The sequence below is a fragment of the Mycobacterium sp. Panama NTM2 genome (assembly GCF_054355555.1).
The window spans coordinates 5458921-5476949 of sequence record NZ_CM135953.1 but is presented as its reverse complement, the minus strand read 5'-3'; the positions used below and the strand labels follow the sequence as shown (position 1 = coordinate 5476949).

General features: G+C 63.2%; 13 protein-coding genes, 2 pseudogenes and 1 other annotated feature. Of the genes and pseudogenes, 7 read left to right on the top strand and 8 right to left on the bottom strand.

The genetic code is table 11. The features are described 5' to 3' along the window. Positions 1-74 precede the first annotated feature (74 nt). The gene (locus ACXYX3_RS26310) at positions 75-575 is read left to right on the top strand and encodes a TnsA-like heteromeric transposase endonuclease subunit (protein ID WP_458609626.1); all 501 of its coding nucleotides are present in this window, start codon (positions 75-77) and stop codon (positions 573-575) included. Here the strand turns inward: ACXYX3_RS26310 and ACXYX3_RS26305 are convergent. The 6 genes and pseudogenes from ACXYX3_RS26305 to ACXYX3_RS26280 all read right to left on the bottom strand — a co-directional run. Next, positions 542-859 (bottom strand): annotated as a pseudogene (locus ACXYX3_RS26305) (ATP-binding protein); the annotation flags it as partial. The gene ACXYX3_RS26310 and the pseudogene ACXYX3_RS26305 sit on opposite strands and share 34 nt — an antisense overlap. Continuing rightward, positions 859-2034 carry an IS21 family transposase gene (istA, locus tag ACXYX3_RS26300; protein ID WP_458609625.1) on the bottom strand — a complete coding sequence of 392 codons (1176 nt, stop codon included), beginning with the start codon at positions 2032-2034 and terminating at the stop codon, positions 859-861. The pseudogene ACXYX3_RS26305 and the gene istA, both read right to left, overlap by 1 nt. A gap of 750 nt (positions 2035-2784) precedes the next feature. After that, the gene (locus ACXYX3_RS26295; protein ID WP_458609624.1) at positions 2785-4557 is read right to left on the bottom strand and encodes an oleate hydratase; all 1773 of its coding nucleotides are present in this window, start codon (positions 4555-4557) and stop codon (positions 2785-2787) included. A 26-nt stretch (positions 4558-4583) separates the two neighbouring features. Next, positions 4584-5447, bottom strand: a complete 864-nt coding sequence (locus tag ACXYX3_RS26290) for a 3-hydroxyacyl-CoA dehydrogenase (RefSeq protein ID WP_458609623.1) — start codon at positions 5445-5447, stop codon at positions 4584-4586. Between the two features lie 16 nt (positions 5448-5463). Continuing rightward, the gene (locus tag ACXYX3_RS26285) at positions 5464-6171 is read right to left on the bottom strand and encodes a TetR/AcrR family transcriptional regulator (protein ID WP_458609622.1); all 708 of its coding nucleotides are present in this window, start codon (positions 6169-6171) and stop codon (positions 5464-5466) included. A gap of 468 nt (positions 6172-6639) precedes the next feature. Further along, positions 6640-7665, bottom strand: a complete 1026-nt coding sequence (locus tag ACXYX3_RS26280; protein WP_458609621.1) for an alpha/beta fold hydrolase — start codon at positions 7663-7665, stop codon at positions 6640-6642. 245 nt (positions 7666-7910) lie between these two features. Here ACXYX3_RS26280 and ACXYX3_RS26275 point away from each other — a divergent pair, with 245 nt between their 5' ends. From ACXYX3_RS26275 to ACXYX3_RS26255, 5 genes are all read left to right on the top strand, one after another. Next, positions 7911-8555 (top strand): hypothetical protein, encoded by a 645-nt coding sequence (locus ACXYX3_RS26275; protein WP_458609620.1) that lies wholly within the window; start codon positions 7911-7913, stop codon positions 8553-8555. Then, on the top strand, positions 8555-10513 hold the full coding sequence (locus ACXYX3_RS26270) for a YhgE/Pip family protein (RefSeq protein ID WP_458609619.1): 1959 nt from the start codon (positions 8555-8557) through the stop codon (positions 10511-10513). The genes ACXYX3_RS26275 and ACXYX3_RS26270 overlap by 1 nt, the downstream gene beginning before the upstream one ends. Positions 10514-10710: 197 nt before the next feature. Then, complete coding sequence (locus tag ACXYX3_RS26265) at positions 10711-11700, top strand: IS481 family transposase (RefSeq protein WP_029372765.1); 990 nt, start codon at positions 10711-10713, stop codon at positions 11698-11700. Positions 11701-11891: 191 nt separating this feature from the next. Then, positions 11892-13153 (top strand): IS3 family transposase gene (locus ACXYX3_RS26260; RefSeq protein ID WP_458609618.1). Its coding sequence is split into 2 segments (ribosomal slippage): positions 11892-12195 and positions 12195-13153, totalling 1263 coding nucleotides; the frame shifts between segments, so codons are not numbered across the junction. Further along, positions 12191-12322: a sequence feature (AL1L pseudoknot), on the top strand. (Overlaps the previous gene by 132 nt.) Positions 13154-13928: 775 nt before the next feature. After that, entirely contained in the window at positions 13929-14444 is a 516-nt protein-coding gene (locus tag ACXYX3_RS26255) for a TnsA-like heteromeric transposase endonuclease subunit (RefSeq protein WP_458609617.1), read from the top strand. 39 nt (positions 14445-14483) lie between these two features. On the opposite strand, the pseudogene ACXYX3_RS26250 reads toward ACXYX3_RS26255, so the two are convergent. Next, positions 14484-15746: pseudogene (locus tag ACXYX3_RS26250) on the bottom strand (IS3 family transposase). A 396-nt stretch (positions 15747-16142) separates the two neighbouring features. On the opposite strand from ACXYX3_RS26250, the gene ACXYX3_RS26245 reads away from it, so the two are divergent. Beyond that, positions 16143-16877, top strand: coding sequence for a GntR family transcriptional regulator (locus tag ACXYX3_RS26245; RefSeq protein WP_029372771.1), 735 nt, complete (start codon positions 16143-16145; stop codon positions 16875-16877). Here ACXYX3_RS26245 and ACXYX3_RS26240 read toward each other — a convergent pair. Further along, positions 16864-18021, bottom strand: coding sequence for an MFS transporter (locus ACXYX3_RS26240; RefSeq protein WP_036425668.1), 1158 nt, complete (start codon positions 18019-18021; stop codon positions 16864-16866). The two genes, ACXYX3_RS26245 and ACXYX3_RS26240, sit on opposite strands and share 14 nt — an antisense overlap. Positions 18022-18029: the final 8 nt, after the last annotated feature.

Sequence of the window (18029 nt, the reverse complement as noted above, 5' to 3'; positions counted from 1 at the left end):
CACTTGTGCAGAAAACCTGAGACACGCCGTGTGGAATCCGCCCAGCGGCATTTCGGCGATGCGATGGTGGCGGCATGCCGGAAGCGGGGGCACCGCCACTCCCGAATATCTCTGTGCGTTCAAGGGACTCCTTGACGGAGGCATGCATGGAATGGGATCGCGCTCCTCTTGAATTGATCAGCAATGCAGCGCCGTGGCGGACGTTCCGCTGGCGCCACGGTCAGAAGCACTATTCGGGTACTTACTGGTCGGCGACCGAGCGGGCGCATGTCATCTACGAATCTCGTCTGGAACTCGCGCGTCTGCTGTTCGCGGACTTTGATCCCGCGGTTACTCGAATCATTGCGCAGCCGTTCCTGATTCGCACCTTAATCGATAGGCGTATGCGCAAGCACGTGCCGGACTACCTGCTGTTGACTGACAATGGACCGGTAGTCGTTGATGTGAAGCCGCGCTCTCAGCTCGATGAGCCAAAAGTCAGGCTCACTCTCGACTGGACAAGGACGCTCGTCGAACGGCGTGGATGGCGGTACGAGGTATGGAGCCAGCCGCCGCCTTCGGGGCGGGCGATCTGAGCCCGATCGAGGGCGGGTTGGGCGGTGAAGTCGAAGTCGGTGATCGTCTTGATCGCCGGAAACCCGGCATACCGAATACGTTGCCGTGCCACGGATTCAGCGCGAGCGTTCGATTCGACCGCCAGCACCGCGGCCAGGTAGTCCTCCAACGACCACCCCGCGGCGCGGCCCTGCTCGGCCAGACGGGCGTAGTGCCCGCCGATCCGCGGCGCCTTCAACAGTCGGGACTGGTGGGCGATCAGCTTGTCGACCTCACCGGGCGCCGCGGTCCGCTTAGCGGCCATCAGGCGACCTCCCCGGTCCCGAACACCGCGTCGTAATCGCTCAGGTCGGCGACCTCCACGTCGACCTCCAATCGGCCCTCAGGGCCGGTTCGTCCGTGCAGGTACTGTTGCCGCAACACCGAGGCCGCCGCGACGTGTGCCGGATCGGATGCCAATGCGTGTGCACCCCAGAACCTTTCATGATCGGCGACCATCCTGTCGCCGCAGTGGGCGCGGACCCTGTCCAGGGTGGCGGTCACGGTAATCATCCGCCCGATCGCCTCGGGATGCACCGAATACGCACTCGCGGCGATCGCCACGTAGTAGTCGCGGCCCAGCCGGGAGCTCACCGTGGTCCCGGTCGCCGGAGCGACCGGCGGCAGGGTGGCCATCGCCACCCGGTCGGTGATCAGCGCCTCGGACGGGATCAGCCGGGTTGTGGCATGGCGGCGCACGTTGGCCACCACACTGAGCCAGTCGACGAGCTGGGCGTTGAAGTCCGCCGGCGAGCAGAACGTCCGACCAGGAAGAAACGATCTGCCGAGGTAGCCGTTGGCTCGCTCCACCACGCCCTTGGTCTCGGGATCGTACGGGCGGGCCTGGATCAGCCGGGTGCCCAGCACCCCGCAGAACCCGGACACCCCCTGGGCGAGCCGACCACGCTGACCGATGCCGGACTCATTGTCCCACAACAAGTTCCGAGGAACCGCACCGAAGTCACGGGAGAGCAGCTGCCACATCCCGGCCAACAAATCCCCGGTGATCCGCGACGGCAGCATCACCGCGGCGATGAACCGCGAATACGCCGCGACCATCACCAACACCGGAAACGACCGCAGCACCCCGGCGTGATCGGGCACCAGCGCACCGGGAAACCACAGATCGCACTGCACCTGCTCCCCGGGCAGATGCACCAGACGGTCACACGGATCGGCCGGGGCGTACTCCGGCCGGATCCTCGCCACGTTCTCCGCGAACCAGGAGTGCCCACCGCTCCAGCCGACCCGCTCGGCGATCACCGAGGCCGCCATCGTCGGATACTCACGCAACAGCCCCCGTACCGCCGACTCGACCGCCAACCAGGCCGACGACGTCACCGGCGCCCGTTCATAGCGTGGCGGCGACTCCGAATGCACCGCGTTGGCCACGGTGTTACGCGACAGCTTCAGCCGCCGCGCGATCTCAGCATGCGACAACTTCTCCGACCGTTACAACCGGCGGATCTCGGCCCAGTCCTCCACAGTGATCACTCTCCAATCAGAAGGGTGCTCACTTTTCGACCGGAATCACCTGCTCACTTTTCGACCAGAATTGACACGAGTTCTTCGATCGTATGGTCGGCATCAAATCCGACCGAAGTCTTCAATTGGATCAACACGTTTGTGGGACAGGTCAGAAGGTCAGTGGAAGCGAGCACATCGTCAATATGTCGTCGCTCAACGGCGTCACCCGTGGCGTGGCCGTCTCGGGGGATTACGCGGCGACCAAGTTTCGGTGTCGGCGGCCCAGCGAGATCTTGAAGGCAGAAATGGAACCCGTCGGTATCACGGTGGTGCTGCCAGGCCTATCCGAAGCCAAGTATCACCATTCGGAATCGAACGGATAAGGACTGTCGATCCCACTTAGGGGATGGACCCAGATCTTAGAGAGCGTAGGGTTTTTTGCGGGTGTGGGCTGTCGCACTAAACCTAGGGTCGCATGTTTCCCTCCCTGAGTTTTGGGCCAGGACTCGGCCATCGCAACGATGTCCTGCGCGCGGATTCGAACGCGTACGCTCAGGCCTCAGCGACTGTCGGCTGAGGGTCTCCACAGTGCACCATGCATCAAGCAGAACGCCGTGTCTGGCTCGCGAACACACCTAAAATCCTGTGTGCTCGCGAGCCAGACACGGCGTGTCAAGGGTCCCAGGCGGTTATGGAAGAGCCGGTGCCCCGGAGATCTGTCAGTCAGTTCGTTCCTGCGATAAGTCCGAACTCAGTGAGCAGTTCGCCTATTTCGCTCTGATCCAGCTTGCGCACAATCCGGTTCCGGACGAAATCAGGCCCCGGCAAGGGAAGCTCTGCGCCGTCGCGGAGGCGCGATGTGGCGAACAGCAACTTACGAATGTCATAGGTGGAGTTGAACACCTCGGGGACACCACGTTCGATGTTGAGCAGCTGGTAGGCGGCTTCCATCCCGGTGCGCACCGAGTACTCGGTGGTGAAGATGGTGTCCCGTGTCGTTTCGGCGAACTGGCCGATGAACGCGAAATTCACTGCACCAGAGGGGACAACGTCGGGCCTATCGCCAGCCCGGCGGGGGAGGAAGAACGAGGTGACGTACGGCATCATCACCGGAACGCACTTGGCGCCGGTGGCGGCGAGTTCAGCGATGTCACCCTCGGGCACGCCGAGGTGGTACAGCCATTCTTGGGTGATCTCTTCGCCGGTGCAGTCCTGCATCGGCTTCTTAATGAAATCTCCGGGGCGGTCGACGAACAGCGAATAGACCCACACCACGATCTGATCGGCGGGCTGCTGTTTGAAGTGGGGTTGGCGGTTGACGGTCCAGCTCAGCAGCCAACTCGAATCGCGGACGGTTACGATGCCGCCGGTGACGACCTTGCCGCTGAACGGGTCACGCTTGCAGATCTTCTGAATGTATTCGGGGATCCGGGCGTCAATGGTGGTGACGGTCGCTGATTCCCACTTGCTCTGCGCGATGTTGTCGCAGAACACTTCCGGATGACCGAACGAGGGGTCCTTGGCGGCGATGCTTCGCCACAAATCCCACGCCGGTGCGGGACCTTCGTCAAGACGGGCGGCGGTGTGGTGGTCGCCGTTGTTGGAGTTCTCGGTCAGCGATCCAATCGTGGTGAACACCAGATCGTTCGCCGACAGGTAGGTGCCTCCAGGCTGGCCACCTTCGGTCCAGTGAATGTAGGTCGCGACTTTGTGGTCTCCGGAGCTGAGGTCGAAATCGATGTCGGTGACCTCGGTTTCGAATCGGAACGTCACGCCCTGGTCGATCAGCCAGCGGGTCAGGGGCAGCACCAGCGATTCGTATTGGTTGTACTTGGTGAACTTCAGCGCCGAGAAGTCGGGCAGGCCGCCGATGTGGTGGACGAACCGGTGCAAGTAGAGCTTCATCTCCAGGGCGCTGTGCCACTCTTCGAACGCGAACATGGTGCGCCAGTACAGCCAGAAGTTACTGCCGAGGAAGTCCTTCCCAAAGACTTCGTCGATGCGTTTGCCTTCCATCTCTTCCCGTGTCGCCAGGAAGATCCTAACAATGTCTTTTTGCGCTTTATCTGTGAGCCCGAATAGGCCGTCGGTGTGGGCGTCCTGGCCGCGCTTTTCGGTGACGCGTTGCAGTGAGTAGTTCGGGTCGTCCTTGTTGAGCCAGTAGAACTCGTCGAGCACTGAGGACCCCTCGACCTCGATGCTCGGGACCGAGCGGAACAGGTCCCACAAGCATTCCATGTGGTCCTCCATTTCGCGACCGCCTCGGATCACGAACCCCTTCTCGGGTTCCTTGATCCCGTCAAGCGCGCCGCCAGGCAGTTTCAGTCGTTCCAGAATGGTGATCTTGCTGCCGGGCATCTGGCCGTCTCGGATCAGGAACGCTGCACCCGATAAGGATGCCAGACCGGCCCCGACGAACCACGCCGACTTATCCTGCACCCCTTGGGGTTTACGAGGGCGGGCGAATGCTTCATAGTTGCCGCTGCTGTAGTACATGTCGTTCTCCTCGATATCTAAATGGGCTATTTCGTGGGATAGGTGTAGAAACCCTGACCGGTGGCCACACCAAGACGCCCCTTGTCGATGTAGTTATCTTTGAGCCAGGCGGCGATCTGCTGTGACGCCTCGTCTCCGTGGGACAACAGGTTGTACGGTGTCGTCAGGCCGACGATGTCGAAGATCTGGAACGGCCCGACGGGGGCGCCGGTGGCAATCCTCCACGTGTTGTCTACGGTCTCGGGGTCGGCGTAACCGCCGGCGGCCAACTCAGCAGCCGCGTGCAGCAATGGCACCAGCAGCGAGTTCAGCACGTAACCGGCCTTCTCCCTGTGCAATTCGATTGGCACCATGCCGATCGAATTGGCGAACTCGACGACGGCTGCGTATACCTTGGGGTCGGTGTCGGCGGTGCCCATCACCTCGGCGGTGTTGAACCGCCAGATCTGATTGGCGAAGTGCAGGGCCAAGAACCGGTGGGGGCGGCCGGTGAGATCCTTGAGGTCGCTCGGCAACAGGGTCGAGGAGTTCGTCGCGAAGATCGTGCGTTCCGGCGCGAGGGTCGCCAGCTTGCGATACGTATCCTTCTTGACATCAAGGACTTCCGGGACAGCTTCGATCACCAAGTCGGCCTTGGCGACGGCATCGGACAGATCCGACGTCAACCGGATCCGCGTGAATGCTTCCTTGGCCTTGCCGTCGGCGGCGCCGTCCACCTCGGCTTCGTAGGTGTCGATCAACTTGGTGAAGCGCTTGCGGCCTGCGGCCAGGGCGTCGTCGTCGATGTCGTAGGCAACCACGGGGAGCCCGTGGTAGGCGGTCTGAAATGCGATCTGCGATCCCAACACGCCGGTGCCGAGCACCGTCACCGCGCTGATGTTGTCGGACATCGTGTACCTCCTTGATTCAGTGACGTCCGCGGCGTTGTTCGCGGAGTGTCGTGGTCGCGACGAATCCCGTCGCGATCTGGGTGACTTGTTCTTTGAGTTCGCGGATCGGATCGGTGCCGTGATGGGCTCCGGTCGCCGGCTGCGCTACCAGCAGGTGCACCACGGCGAAGATGCTGCGCGCCGCCCGCATCGCAGCGACCTTGACCTCGGAGCGGTTGACGTCCGGGTTCGTGATGGCGGCCGAAAGCCGTTCTGCGAGAGATTTCTCCAGCTCGCCTACGAGTGCCAGTCCCTCGGCCCGGTGCCCGACCGAGGGCGGCCCGAAGAGCAGTTCCCGCTGATAGAGCACCGTGTTCCCGGGATCGCGTCCTGCGGCATGCACGATGGGAGCGGCCATGGCGAACACCGCGTCGGTCGGGTCGTCGCAGAAGCTCGCCGCCGTCTTGCCGGCGTCGATCGCCGCTCGGAACTGCTGGTTATAGACCATCAACAACAGGTCGCCCTTGGAGGTTGCGTATCGAAACAGCGTGCCCGCGGCGATGTCAGCGCGATCGGAGATCTGCTGGGTCGTGACCGCCTCGAAGCCGTGTTCGGCGAACAGCTGGGCGGCCGCGGTGAAGATGCGGTCGCGCTTGTCCTGCATGTTCCGCAGTCGCCGCCCGCCGCGCCCTGTCACTCCATCACCGGTTTGGTCTGCGATCTTCGACGCCACAAGTGCCTCCATGAGTCCTCTCAACAATGAGCATACTCAATATTTGGTCGGTGGCAACCTCAGCCATTACGGCCGTAGCCGGTACCCATGGACTGGGCGGCGAACTGCGTGCTAAGCGCGAAGGGCGGTGCGGTGCAAAGCTCCAGCGGTCCGACTGCGACGAATTCGGCACCGGCGGTGAGGAGTCGGTCTTCACTGTGCATCCCCGGCGGCGTCGGGACCACTCGGCCGGCGGCCAGTGCCGCATCGACGTCGCTCGCGGTGTCTGTGATGGTGCGACATCGACAGGATCCATCCTGACCTGCGGCGAGCCGCTGTCTACGAAAAGGCAAACCTTGACGCAGATGTGGAAAGTCGATTAGCGAGTCGTCAACTGTTACGGCAGCACCCAAGGCGGCGCTGCGCAACAACAATTAGGTGGTGTCTTGGCGCATCTTCTCAGGGGAGCTACCAATCCCGGAAGCGCTGCGTTGAAAATCTTCAGCTTCTCGGCGCGGGAATCTGGGGGGATACCGAGGAATCCGACGCGGCGATTTGGTCGCCTGCCAGCATCTGACGGATGGGCGCGTCGACGGCAATCAGACTGTCGGTCCACGCGTTGCGAGAGCGCGACGTTCTCCGGTTCGGGGTGCAGGCGCGCTTGAAGACATCTTCGAGCTCGTTGTCGAGCAATCGCGCCATGATAGTCGCGCCACGGTCCGGGTCGGCCAGGATCCAGCCGTGGCTGGCGTCCGGCACTTCGTACAGGGTGGCCTGGGCGAGCCGGGTCATGTCGAGGGCGCTCTGCCAGGGCACAATCAGATCATTGCGGGCATGAAGGACAAAGGTGGGGACGTGGTTGGCCGCGAGCAGACGCAGGTTCGCACTGCTATCGCTATCGGCGGCGATCGCCCGAATGGCCCACAGCGGTTCGGCGGGCTGACGCACGGTGCGCCACGCGGTCTGCACGACCAGTTGGGCATAACGCAGATGCGCCCGCCCGCGCAGCGCCCGCTGTTCCAGCACCGCGTCGCACATGGCTGCGGCGAGCCCCCAGGCGAGGGTGTGCGGTGCGGTGTTGGCGCGCAACGCCTTCTGATCGAACGTGGTTCCCGCTGCGGCATCGACGAGCACGGCGGCCAGCACGCGTTCGGGGTGGCCAGCGGCCAGCTCGATGGTCATCCGGCCGCCCATGGAGTGACCCATGAACACCGCCTGGCGAACACCCAGCGCGTCGAGGGCGCGGATGGTCAGTGCGCTCATGCCGGAGAACGTGCGGGGTTCGGGCAGTGGGACCGTCTCCCCGTGGCCGGCGGCATCGAGCGCGATCACCAGGAAGCCCAACTCGGCCAACCGGGACAGCAGCTGCAAATAAGTGCGACGGTCCATCGCCACGCCATGCTGAAGCACGAGTGGCACGCCGTGCCCACTGATCGACACCCCGACGCGGTGCCCATCATCGAGCGCCACGCTGTGATGCACCACCGGGGGCGATACCGTCACCGAGGGGTCCTGCCGTTCTTTCATGGTGATGTCCCTCGTCGTCGTCATGTCATTTCCAGACACAATTATGACTATACTCATTAATGACTGCACCCCGGAACGAGTCGGTGGTGTCGAGCGCAACAGCATCCACGACCTGAGAATCGCAGACGGCGGGTCGATGGGCAGCCGAAGGAGAGGCCGATCGGATGGACGCAAAGGCTGATGACGGGGCCGCCGAGGAAGGTGTAGACCTGCCCGCCGACGAGGCGCCGTCGGCTGCATAGCCGGTGGTGATCGCTGCTGGCCTCGGGGTGGACGGCGAGCACGGTCCGTTGTTCTCCGACGTCGATCTGGTGTTGTCGCAGGGGTTTCACGCTATTCAAATGCCCGGCGGCCCCGCGCAGGACGCACTGTTGTTGACCATCGCCGGACGTTTCGCGCCGACCCGCGGCACCGTCTCGGTGTTCGGGGACACGAGGCCGCGTGCCATCCGACGGCACTGTGCGATCGCCGCGTTCACCGACATCGACGAACTCGACGAATCCGTCACCGTGCGCACCGTCGTTACCGAGCAGTGTCGGTGGCTGGCGCCGTGGTACGCGCGGATCTCGGCCGACGCTGGAACCACAGTGCTGCAGGAGGTGTTTGGCGATAACCCCGTGCCCGCACCCGGCTGCTTTGTCGTCGAACTGTCCGATCTGGACCTGTTTCTGCTGCGAGTCACCTTGGCGCTGCTCTCCGATCGACCGGTGCTGGTGGTCGGCGATCTCGAACAGGTCCGCGACAACGAGCGCCGAGCCGTCGCCGTCGACCGGCTCGGTGCGATCGCGGCGACCCTCACCGTCGTGGTGGGCGTGACCAACCCGCTCGGCCATGACGCACCCGAGCACGATCTGCATGATCACCGCATCCTGACCGGAAGGAATCAATGATGTTGGCAGGCTTGGCATACGGATCGGAGATCAAGCGATTCGGCCGCAGCCGTATGACCCGCGCCGCCATGGTAGTGCTGATGCTGCTGCCCCTGGTGTACGGGGCGCTCTACCTATGGGCATTCCAGGATCCGTTCGGCAATGTAGACAAGATGCCCGTGGCGTTGGTCAACAACGACCGCGGCGCAGAGGTCTCCGGACACCACATCAACGCCGGGGACGAGATCGTCAAAAGCATCACCGCGGACGCCAGCCTGGACTGGCACGTGGTAGACAGCGAAGAAGCCCGCAGCGGCGTCGAACACGGCCGCTACTACTTCATGCTCGAAATGCCGCCCGACTTCAGCGAAGCGATCGCATCACCGACAACCGGACAACCCACCAAAGCAAACCTCATCGCGATCTACAACGACGCGAACAACTACGTCTCGACGACCATCGGGCGCAGCGCAATCAACCAGATCCTCAACGCGGTGTCCACCAGGATCTCAGGGCAAGCGGTTAACCAGGTGCTCTCGGTCATCATCTCCTCCGGGGCGGGTATCACCCAAGCCGCCGACGGCGCACGCCAACTCGCCGACGGGGCAGCAGACCTCGACGACGGCGTTGGACGGCTGGTGCAGGGTGTCGACACCGCACTGCCTGCTTCCCGCCAACTCGCGGCGGGAGCACAACAGCTCTCATCGGGGATCGACAAGGCGACCGACCCGCTGCTGACGCTGAGCAAGGCCGCCGCGCAGATCGGCGCTGACACCGACCAACTCCAGCGAGGCGGCGACGCCCTCCAAGAGGCCGCCGACCAGATCGGCGGCATCGCCGCCGCCCAGGACGCATCCGCGGCCACGCTGGCCACCGTGATCGACCAACTGCACACCAGCAACGACCCGATCGCCCAGAGCGCCGCCAACACCCTCGCAGGCGTCCGAGACCAACTGCACACCCACCAATTCACCCCGCAGATCCGCCAGCACCTCACCGACGCGCAGCAGGCGGCCATCTCCTTGACCTCAACACTGCGCACCCCCGGCAGCCCATTGAGCCAGGCCCTCGACGACCTGGGGCGCAGCGGCCAGGCAGCGACCGACAAGCTCACCCAACTGCGTAACGGGGCGCATCGACTCGCCTCGGGCAACGCTCAATTGGCCAGCGGCATCACCAAACTGGTCGATGGAACTCACCAACTGAAGTCAGGCACTGCCCAGCTGCGCGGTGGATCCGCCGAGCTTGCCACCAAACTCGCCGACGGCGCGCGACAGGTCCCGTCGTGGACACCACAGCAGAAGAATGCCATCGCCGACACCATCGGCGGCCCGGTGCAACTGACTTCCGAGCACGACAACGATGCCCCCAACTTCGCCGCCGGGATGGCGCCGTTCTTCCTCACCCTGGCCCTATTCTTCGGTGCTCTGGTGTTGTGGATGGTATTGCGTCCCTTGCAAACCCGTCCCATCGCCGCTGAAGTAATCGCTCTACGCGTCGTACTGGCAAGCTATTTGCCGGCGGTCACGTTGGCGACGATGCAAGCCGTCATCCTCTACTGCGTAGTGCGATTCGCCCTTGGGTTACATCTGGTCCACCCCGCGGCCACGCTCGCCTTCATGATCCTCATCTCGTGGGTATTCGTCGCCGTCACCCAAGCCGTCAATGCTCTGGTCGGACCGGCGGTGGGACGCGTCCTGATCATGGCGCTGCTGATGGTGCAGTTGGTCAGCGCCGGCGGGCTGTATCCAGTCGAAACCACCAGCAGACCATTCCAGGTTCTGCACCGGTATGACCCCATGGCCTACGGCGTCAACGGATTACGAGAACTCGTCCTCGGCGGCATCGACTACCGACTCTGGCAAGCCCTCGGAGTCCTTGTGGCGATCGCACTCGTCGCCGTAGCGATCTCATGTCTGTCGGCACGACGCAACCGACAATGGAACATCATCAGATTAATCCCTGCGATCAAGATGTGACGACGTCGCCGCAGTCGAACTTGGGCACTCCCAAACCTCGGGCGCTCTGCGCCAACGCGAGACCTGACTCGACAGCACCGGGCCGCCCTAGCTGTACTGACCACGGACGTTGGTGACGGCGTGGTGAGGTGACAAGACGAAGACCTCCGAGTGGAGTGCGAGCTGTCTAGGAACGCTCACCGATCTCGGAGGTCTTCGTGGTTCACCGTAATGCCCCTTTGTCTGAAACCGGTCGTCTGCGTCTGGCTCGTTGCGTCGTCGATGACGGATGGTCGCGTCGGCGGGCGGCGGAACGCTTCCAGGTGTCGGTGACCACCGTCTGTCGGTGGGTGAACCGCTACCTCGAGCTGGGTGCGGCCGGAATGGCCGACCGCAGCTCACGACCGCACCACAGCCCCAACCGCACCCCCACGCGGACCGAGCGACGCATCATCGGTGTGCGCGTCACCCGCCGTTGGGGACCGGCCCGGATCGCTTACCTGCTACGGCTCAACGTCTCCACGGTGCACAACGTGCTGCGCCGCTACCGCATCGCCCGACTGCGCTGGCTTGACCGCGCCACCGGCCGCGTCGTGCGGCGCATGGAATCCGCGGCTTGCGGCGATCTGGTGCACGTCGATGTCAAAAAGCTGGGCAAGATCCCCGCCGGCGGAGGATGGCGCAAGCTGGGCCGCACGAAGGGTCGGCGCAATTCCCAAGCCGACAAGACCGGGGCGACCAACAAGCACCGTCAGCCGTTGCGGGGCTATCACTTTCTGCACACCGCCCTGGACGCGCATTCCCGCTTGGCCTATTCCGAGATGCTGGCCGATGAACGCAAAGACACCGCATCCGAGTTCTGGAAACCGGCCAAATCTTGGTTCCTCGAACAGGGGGTCCTCGTTCGAAAGGTGTGGACCGACAACGGATCATGTTACCGGTCGCACGCCTTCCGGGACGCGCTGGGCGATGGCATTGAGCATCGCCGCACACGACCGTATCGACCGCAGACCAACGGCAAAGTGGAGCGCTTCCACCGCACCCTGGCCGACGAGTGGGCCTACGCCCAGCTCTACCTGAACGACGAGCAACGCTGCCAGGAGTACCCGCGCTGGTTGCACACCTACAATCACCACCGCGGCCACACAGCACTCGGCGGTCAAGCACCAGCCAGCCGTGTACCTAACCTCTCAGGTCAGTACACCTAGCCGCGCGATCCGTTTATCAGGCCTACCGCACCAGCTATTGTCTGCTTCAGATGCAGTAGTGGGTTTGGCGTGTCTAGCTTGATTACCCGCGCAGGGTGATTAGGTGCGATGCGCACGGCCATGGAGTCAACGCTTCTTGAATCGCCCTGGAAATGTTGGAGGCTCCTGACCTTGGAAACGAGGATGCAGGTATGCCGAAGGAACAGTCGCCCGGGAAGCCGACGACACGCCGTTACAGTGCCGAGGAGAAAGCCGCCGCGGTGTGGATGGTCCGGGCGTTACGGGCCGAGCTGGGCACCGACCAGGGCACGGTGGCGCGGGTGGCCAGTCAGCTCGGCTACGGCGTGGAGTCAGTGCGCCTGTGGGTGCGCCAGGCCGACATCGATGCAGGATTGGCCCCCGGGGTGACGACCTTGGAGTCAAAGAAGGTTCAGCAACTCGAACAGGAGATCCGAGAACTCAAGCGCGCTTACGAAATTCTGAAGCGAGCGGCGAGTTTCTTCGGGGCGGAGCTCGACCGCCAACACAAGAAGTAGTCGACTTCATCGACACCCACCGCGAGGAGTTCGGGGTCGAGCCCATCTGCACCGTCCTGCGCAGCGCAGGCCTGCAGGTGGCCCCGAGCACCTACTACGACGCCAAGACCCGACCGCCGTCAGCGCGGGCTCAGCGGGACGCCGTCCTTGGCCCGGCGTTGCGCCAGCTCTGGACCGACAACTACTGCGTTTACGGGGCCCGCAAGCTCTGGAAAACCGCGCGCCGGGCCGGCCATGACGTCGGCCGCGATCAGGTGGCCCGCCTGATGCGCGCCGCCGGCATCGAAGGGGTGCGGCGCGGCAAACGAGTCCGCACCACCAAGCCCGACCCAGCCGCGGCCCGGCACCCGGACCTTGTGAAGCGGAAGTTCACCGCGACCGCACCGAATCAGTTGTGGGTGACGGATCTGACGTTCGTGCCGACTTGGGCCGGGGTCGCGTATGTGTGCTTCATCGTCGATGCGTACTCACGGATGATCGTGGGGTGGCGGGTGGCCAGTCACATGCGGACTTCGATGGTCCTCGACGCGTTGGAGATGGCGCGATGGTCACGCGGAACTGCGTTGCACGACTTGATATGTCACTCCGATGCCGGGTCGCAGTTCACGTCCGTTCGCTACGGTGAGCGACTCGCCGAGATCGGTGCGGTGCCCTCGATCGGTACCGTTGGGGACAGTTTCGATAATGCTCTCGCGGAGACGGTCAACGGCTACTACAAGGCCGAGTTGATCTACGGACCGGCCCGCAACGGGCCGTGGAAGACCGTCGAAGACGTCGAGCTGGCCACCCTCAGCTGGACCTATTGGCACAACACCGCACGGCTACACAGCTACCTCGGCGACATTCCGCCAGTCGAGTTCGAAGCCGCCTTCTACGATGCATACCGGACCGATCAGCCTTTGATCGGAATCCAATAGCCCGAGCCTCCGGCAGAACCAGGGCGGTTCACATCACTTGAATTAGGCTGTCTTGGAACGACCTTCGCATGCCACGATGCTCCGCATGGGTGTGCAGGTGACCTGCGCTTTCATTCAAAACAGACACAGACCGTGGCGGCGTGCAGGAATTGATCACATCGAACTGTATTGCTGCGACGCGTAATTCGAATCGACGGTAACTGCAGCAATTCTTCCGTCACGGGGTGTTCGATGCCGTTAGGCGATCGGCATTTCAACGGCACGATGCCGGTGCCGTAAGTGACCCGTGGTCAGGAAGGTGCGGAAGATGAGCCGACCAAAGCTAGGTCCGCGAGATCGAGTCCGTGTCGAATTCCGCCTACCACGCGAAGTGGCTGAGGCCGCGTACCGCTGCGCCGATGATTGGGACGTGTCCCTGTCAGAAGCTGGATCCAGACTCATCGAGTCCGGTTACACAAGCCTCGGTTCGAAGTCGAAAATCCGCGCCTTAGTGGATGATTCGTGTCGAGAAGACTCGGCTGGTCTGAACCCGTCCACCAACCCAGCGATGGACGGAGGGGATGCGACTCGGCGGGCGTAGAGAAGTCGCCGTCGTAGCGGCGGCCCCAGATATGGCGAAGGGCCGGGCTGGCACCCGGCCCCTCGCTAGCGGCCCTGAGGGCCGCAGTTCCAGATAAGCCCCTCCGAAGGGACCTCATGATTGCAACGCATTCCTGCGCCCATGTCAACGCTCCGACACGTGTGTCGACACCTCAGCGCCGCGGCGGTGCTACCGGTGGCTGAACTTCGCACCCCTCCGATCGCCGCGTCCCTCTCCTTCAAAACTCGTGATGACGATGCCGTCCAAACAGTCGACTGGGATGACGCGAACGGCGTCGCAACGTGCTCGCTCACACCCTGGCGGACATTCCGGTGGTGGTACGGGCAGCACCACTACTCCGGGACCTACTGGTCCGCGACAATGCAAGATCATGTGATCTATGAATCCAGGCTCGAGCTAACCAGGCTCATCTACGCCGACTACGACCCTGAAGTGACTTCTATTGTCGCCCAGCCCTTCCTGATCGAGGCGGTCGTGGACGGCGAGAGGCGGAGACGCATCCCCGACTACCTGCTCCTAACATCACTCGGGCCGGTGGTGGTCGACGTCAAACCAATGGCCCGTACAACTGCGCCCAAAGTCTCTTACGCCCTGAAGTGGACGCGGGAACTCATCCAGGAGTTGGGGTGGCGCTACGAAGTGTGGACCGAGCCGCCGCCAATTGAACTCGCGAATCTTCGCTTCCTCTGAGTCCCCCCGGCGAGTCCGGAGACTTCCTGATCTGAGAACTCAGCCAGCGGCTGGTCTCTGTCGTTGAGCGTAGTAGGCGGCCTCAAGCTCGGCTGGTGGGATGTTGCCGCAGTACTCGTAAAGCCGGTGGTGGTTGAACCAGTCGACCCATCTCGCGGTAGCCAACTCCAGGTCCTCGATCGTGCGCCAGGGTTTACGTGGTTTGATCAGCTCGGTCTTGTACAGGCCGTTGATCGTTTCGGCTAGAGCGTTGTCATACGAGCTGCCCACCGCCCCGACCGACGGCTGGATACGGGCTTCGGCGAGCCGCTCGGTAAACCGGATTGATGTGTATTGCGAGCCCCTATCCGTATGGTGGACAACATCTTTGAGATCACTCACGCCTTGCTTCTGGCGGGTCCAGATGGCCTGTTCGATCGCATCGAGCACCATTGAGGTGGCCATGGTCGCCGCCACCCGCCAGCCCAGGATCCGCCGGGCGTAGGCGTCGGTGACAAATGCGACGTAGGCGAATCCCGACCAGGTCGACACATAGGTCAGATCCGCCACCCACAACCGGTCCGGGGCACGCGGTCCGAACTGGCGGCTCACCAGATCTGCCGGCCGGGTGGCCTCGGGGTCGGCGATCGTGGTGCGTTTGACCGTGCCGCGCACCGCCCCGCGCAGGCCGAACTCAGCCATCAACCGCTCGACGGTGCATCGGGCCACCTCAACGCCCTCGCGGTTGAGCGCCAGCCACACTTTGCGGGCACCGTAGACCCCCGTAGTTGGCGGCGTGGACACGGGCGATCTCGGGTCTGAGGTCCTCGTCGCGGACCTCGCGGCGGCTGGGTCGGCGCCCCAGGTGTTCGTAGTAGGTGGACGGGGCGATCTGAACACCGAGCCCGACAAGCTCGGCGCAGATCGACTGGACACCCCACCGCAGACCGTCGGGGCCGTCTCGATGGCCCTGATGCTCGGCGATGAACCGGCAGATCAGTGGTGTGGCCGGTCCAGTTCGGCCGCGAAGAAAGCCGATGCCGTCTTCAAAATGGCATTGGCTCTGCGCAATTCAGCGTTCTCGCTGCGCAGCTTCTTCAGCTCGGCGGACTCCTCGGTCGTGGTCCCGGGCCGGGCGCCGGCGTCGACCTGAGCCTGGCGGACCCACTTGCGGACCGTCTCGGCCGTGCCGACCCCCAACAACCGGGCGACCTCGGTCATCGCCGCCCACTCCGATTCGTGCTGATCGCTGATCTCGGCGACCATTCGCACCGCCCGCTCACGCAGCTCGGGCGGGTACCTCCTCGACGAACCACCTGACATGACCCCATCCTTCCCAAGAAGGGAAGTCTCCGGACTCGCCGGGGGGACTCAAGGGCTGCACACCAATAACCGGTGCGCATCAAACCCGGGGCGATTCACCCAGGGCAATCCCTGCGATGGTGCTTCGCTCGCGCGTACCGGCATGGGACCGATCTTGTCCATCGAGGCAACACCGAAACCGAAAAAACATTACAAAAGGCTTGGTCATCCGGATCGACCCGTGGCGGCGGACGAGGCCTGGCAACCGTTAGGCGACACGCAACCTCGTCCCTGGGCACAGCACGTCCAACAAAGGTGCTGGGCCAGCTGCTCGGGCCCCGCAGCGCCGAGGCCGGCTGACCGCAACGGGCAGCAAGGTTGCACCTAACATGTCACCGGCAGACGTATTCTGGGGTGATGGTAGGCAGGCCGATCGTCGAGCGCATTTCCTCCTCCGAACAGTCGTTGACTGACCGAGCGATAAGAGCAATCCGCGACGCGATCAATGATGGCGCATTGGTGCCCGGAGAGCTGTACTCGGTCAAGCGCCTGGCCGACGAACTCGGGGTATCCCGAAGTCCAGCCCGAGATGCATTGCTCCGATTGGAGGAGACAGGAGTGATCAAGTTCGAGCGCAACCGAGGATTCCGGATCACGATGCCTCTCCCAACCGATCTCGCGGAGATGTTCGCCGTGCGGATGGCCCTCGAATGCCCAGCGGCGGCAGCAGCCGCTGCACAGGCATCTCACCTGCAACGCGCAGTCATCTCGGCTGAACTCGAGAAAATGCGCGAAGCAGCTATCACCGACCAAGAAGCGCTCTTCCAACAACACGATCAATTGCTGCACCGCTCAATCTTGGAGGCCGCTGGCAATCAGCATGCCCGAAAGATCGTTGAGTCCATCCGCGATGCCACCCGACTTGTGGGCGCTTCGACGTTCGAAAATTTCCGAACTCTACGAGAGGTCTACCATGAACATGTTCCGATCGTGGATGCCGTTCTAGCCGGCAATGCCAGCCTGGCTGCCCAGGCCATGGGCGAGCACCTGACCAACACCGGACAACTACTGATTCGCAAAGCTCTGGGCGACTCCACTGGTGAGGCCGCACGCCAACTCTGGGCGGCCAAGGTCTACCTCACTTCCAACTGACTCGCCGCCGATCGATCGCTGACGCGCTCACCAGTATCACTAGCGCAACGAGGGTCATCGCGGTCGCGCCCCAGAACGTCGATGCGTAACCCAGTCCCGCGGAAACAGTCAGGCCTCCCAACCATGCCCCTAGCGCATTTCCGATGTTAAAGGCGGCGATGTTCGCCCCAGACGTCAGAGTCGGCGCCTGGTGGGCGTGGCGGAGCACCCGAGATTGCAGCGCGGGTACGGTGGCGAATCCGAAGCACCCCATTGCGAACAACAGGACTGCAGCGGCGACGGGCGATCTGGCGAAAGCAGCGAAAGCGGCCAGGTTCAACGAGAGCAGCACAAGTAGCGCGATTAAGGCACCCTCGCCGTGGCGGTCGGCCAGCCGTCCGCCCATCAGGTTGCCCAGTACCAATCCGACACCGAAGAGCACCAGCAGCCAGGGCACCGCCGCCTCACTGAACCCGCTGGTCCGAGTCAGCGTGTAGGCGATGTAGGTAAATGCGCCAAACATTCCGCCAAAGCCGAACACTGTTATCCCTAGCGACACCAGTACACTCGGCCGCGTCAATGTGCGGAATTCGACTGTCACCGTGATCTGTTCACGCGTGTTGGCGCGCGGTACCAAGAGCAAGATACTGACGAATCCGAGGATGCCATTGGCCACGATGACCCAGAACAGCATGCGCCACCCCCATGTCTGGGCGATCCACGTTCCCAACGGAACGCCCAGGACGTTGGCCAGAGTCAGTCCCCCGAACATCAAAGCGATCGCCCCAGCGCGTCGACCCTTGCCTGCCAGATCGGCGGCCAAGACCGCACCTACGCCGAAAAACGCGCCATGGCATAGGGCTGCGATGATCCGCCCGGTGAGCATCGTGGAATACGTTGTGGCTAAGGCAGATAGGGTGTTCCCGACGATGAACAGGCCCATGAGCATCAGCAGCGCAGACTTCTGCGTGACCCGTGTTGCGGCGACGGTAAGCAGAATGCCGCCCACCGCGACACTGACGGCATAGCCGGAGACCAACCAGCCCGCGATGGCCTCACCTACACCGAAGGATTCCGCCACCTGCGGAAGCACCCCGACGATTGCAAACTCGGTGAGTCCGATGCCGAATGAACCAACAGCAAGAGCCAGGACTGCCGGGTTAATTCGACCCA

Excerpts from the sequence above, each read along its gene's own strand:
- ACXYX3_RS26295 (WP_458609624.1), bottom strand. The coding sequence starts at position 4,557 with ATGTACTACAGCAGCGGCAACTATGAAGCATTCGCCCGCCCTCGTAAA.
- ACXYX3_RS26245 (WP_029372771.1), top strand. The coding sequence starts at position 16,143 with ATGGTAGGCAGGCCGATCGTCGAGCGCATTTCCTCCTCCGAACAGTCG.
- ACXYX3_RS26280 (WP_458609621.1), bottom strand. The coding sequence starts at position 7,665 with ATGAAAGAACGGCAGGACCCCTCGGTGACGGTATCGCCCCCGGTGGTG.
- ACXYX3_RS26290 (WP_458609623.1), bottom strand. The coding sequence starts at position 5,447 with ATGTCCGACAACATCAGCGCGGTGACGGTGCTCGGCACCGGCGTGTTG.
- ACXYX3_RS26270 (WP_458609619.1), top strand. The coding sequence starts at position 8,555 with ATGTTGGCAGGCTTGGCATACGGATCGGAGATCAAGCGATTCGGCCGC.
- ACXYX3_RS26285 (WP_458609622.1), bottom strand. The coding sequence starts at position 6,171 with ATGGAGGCACTTGTGGCGTCGAAGATCGCAGACCAAACCGGTGATGGA.
- ACXYX3_RS26310 (WP_458609626.1), top strand. The coding sequence starts at position 75 with ATGCCGGAAGCGGGGGCACCGCCACTCCCGAATATCTCTGTGCGTTCA.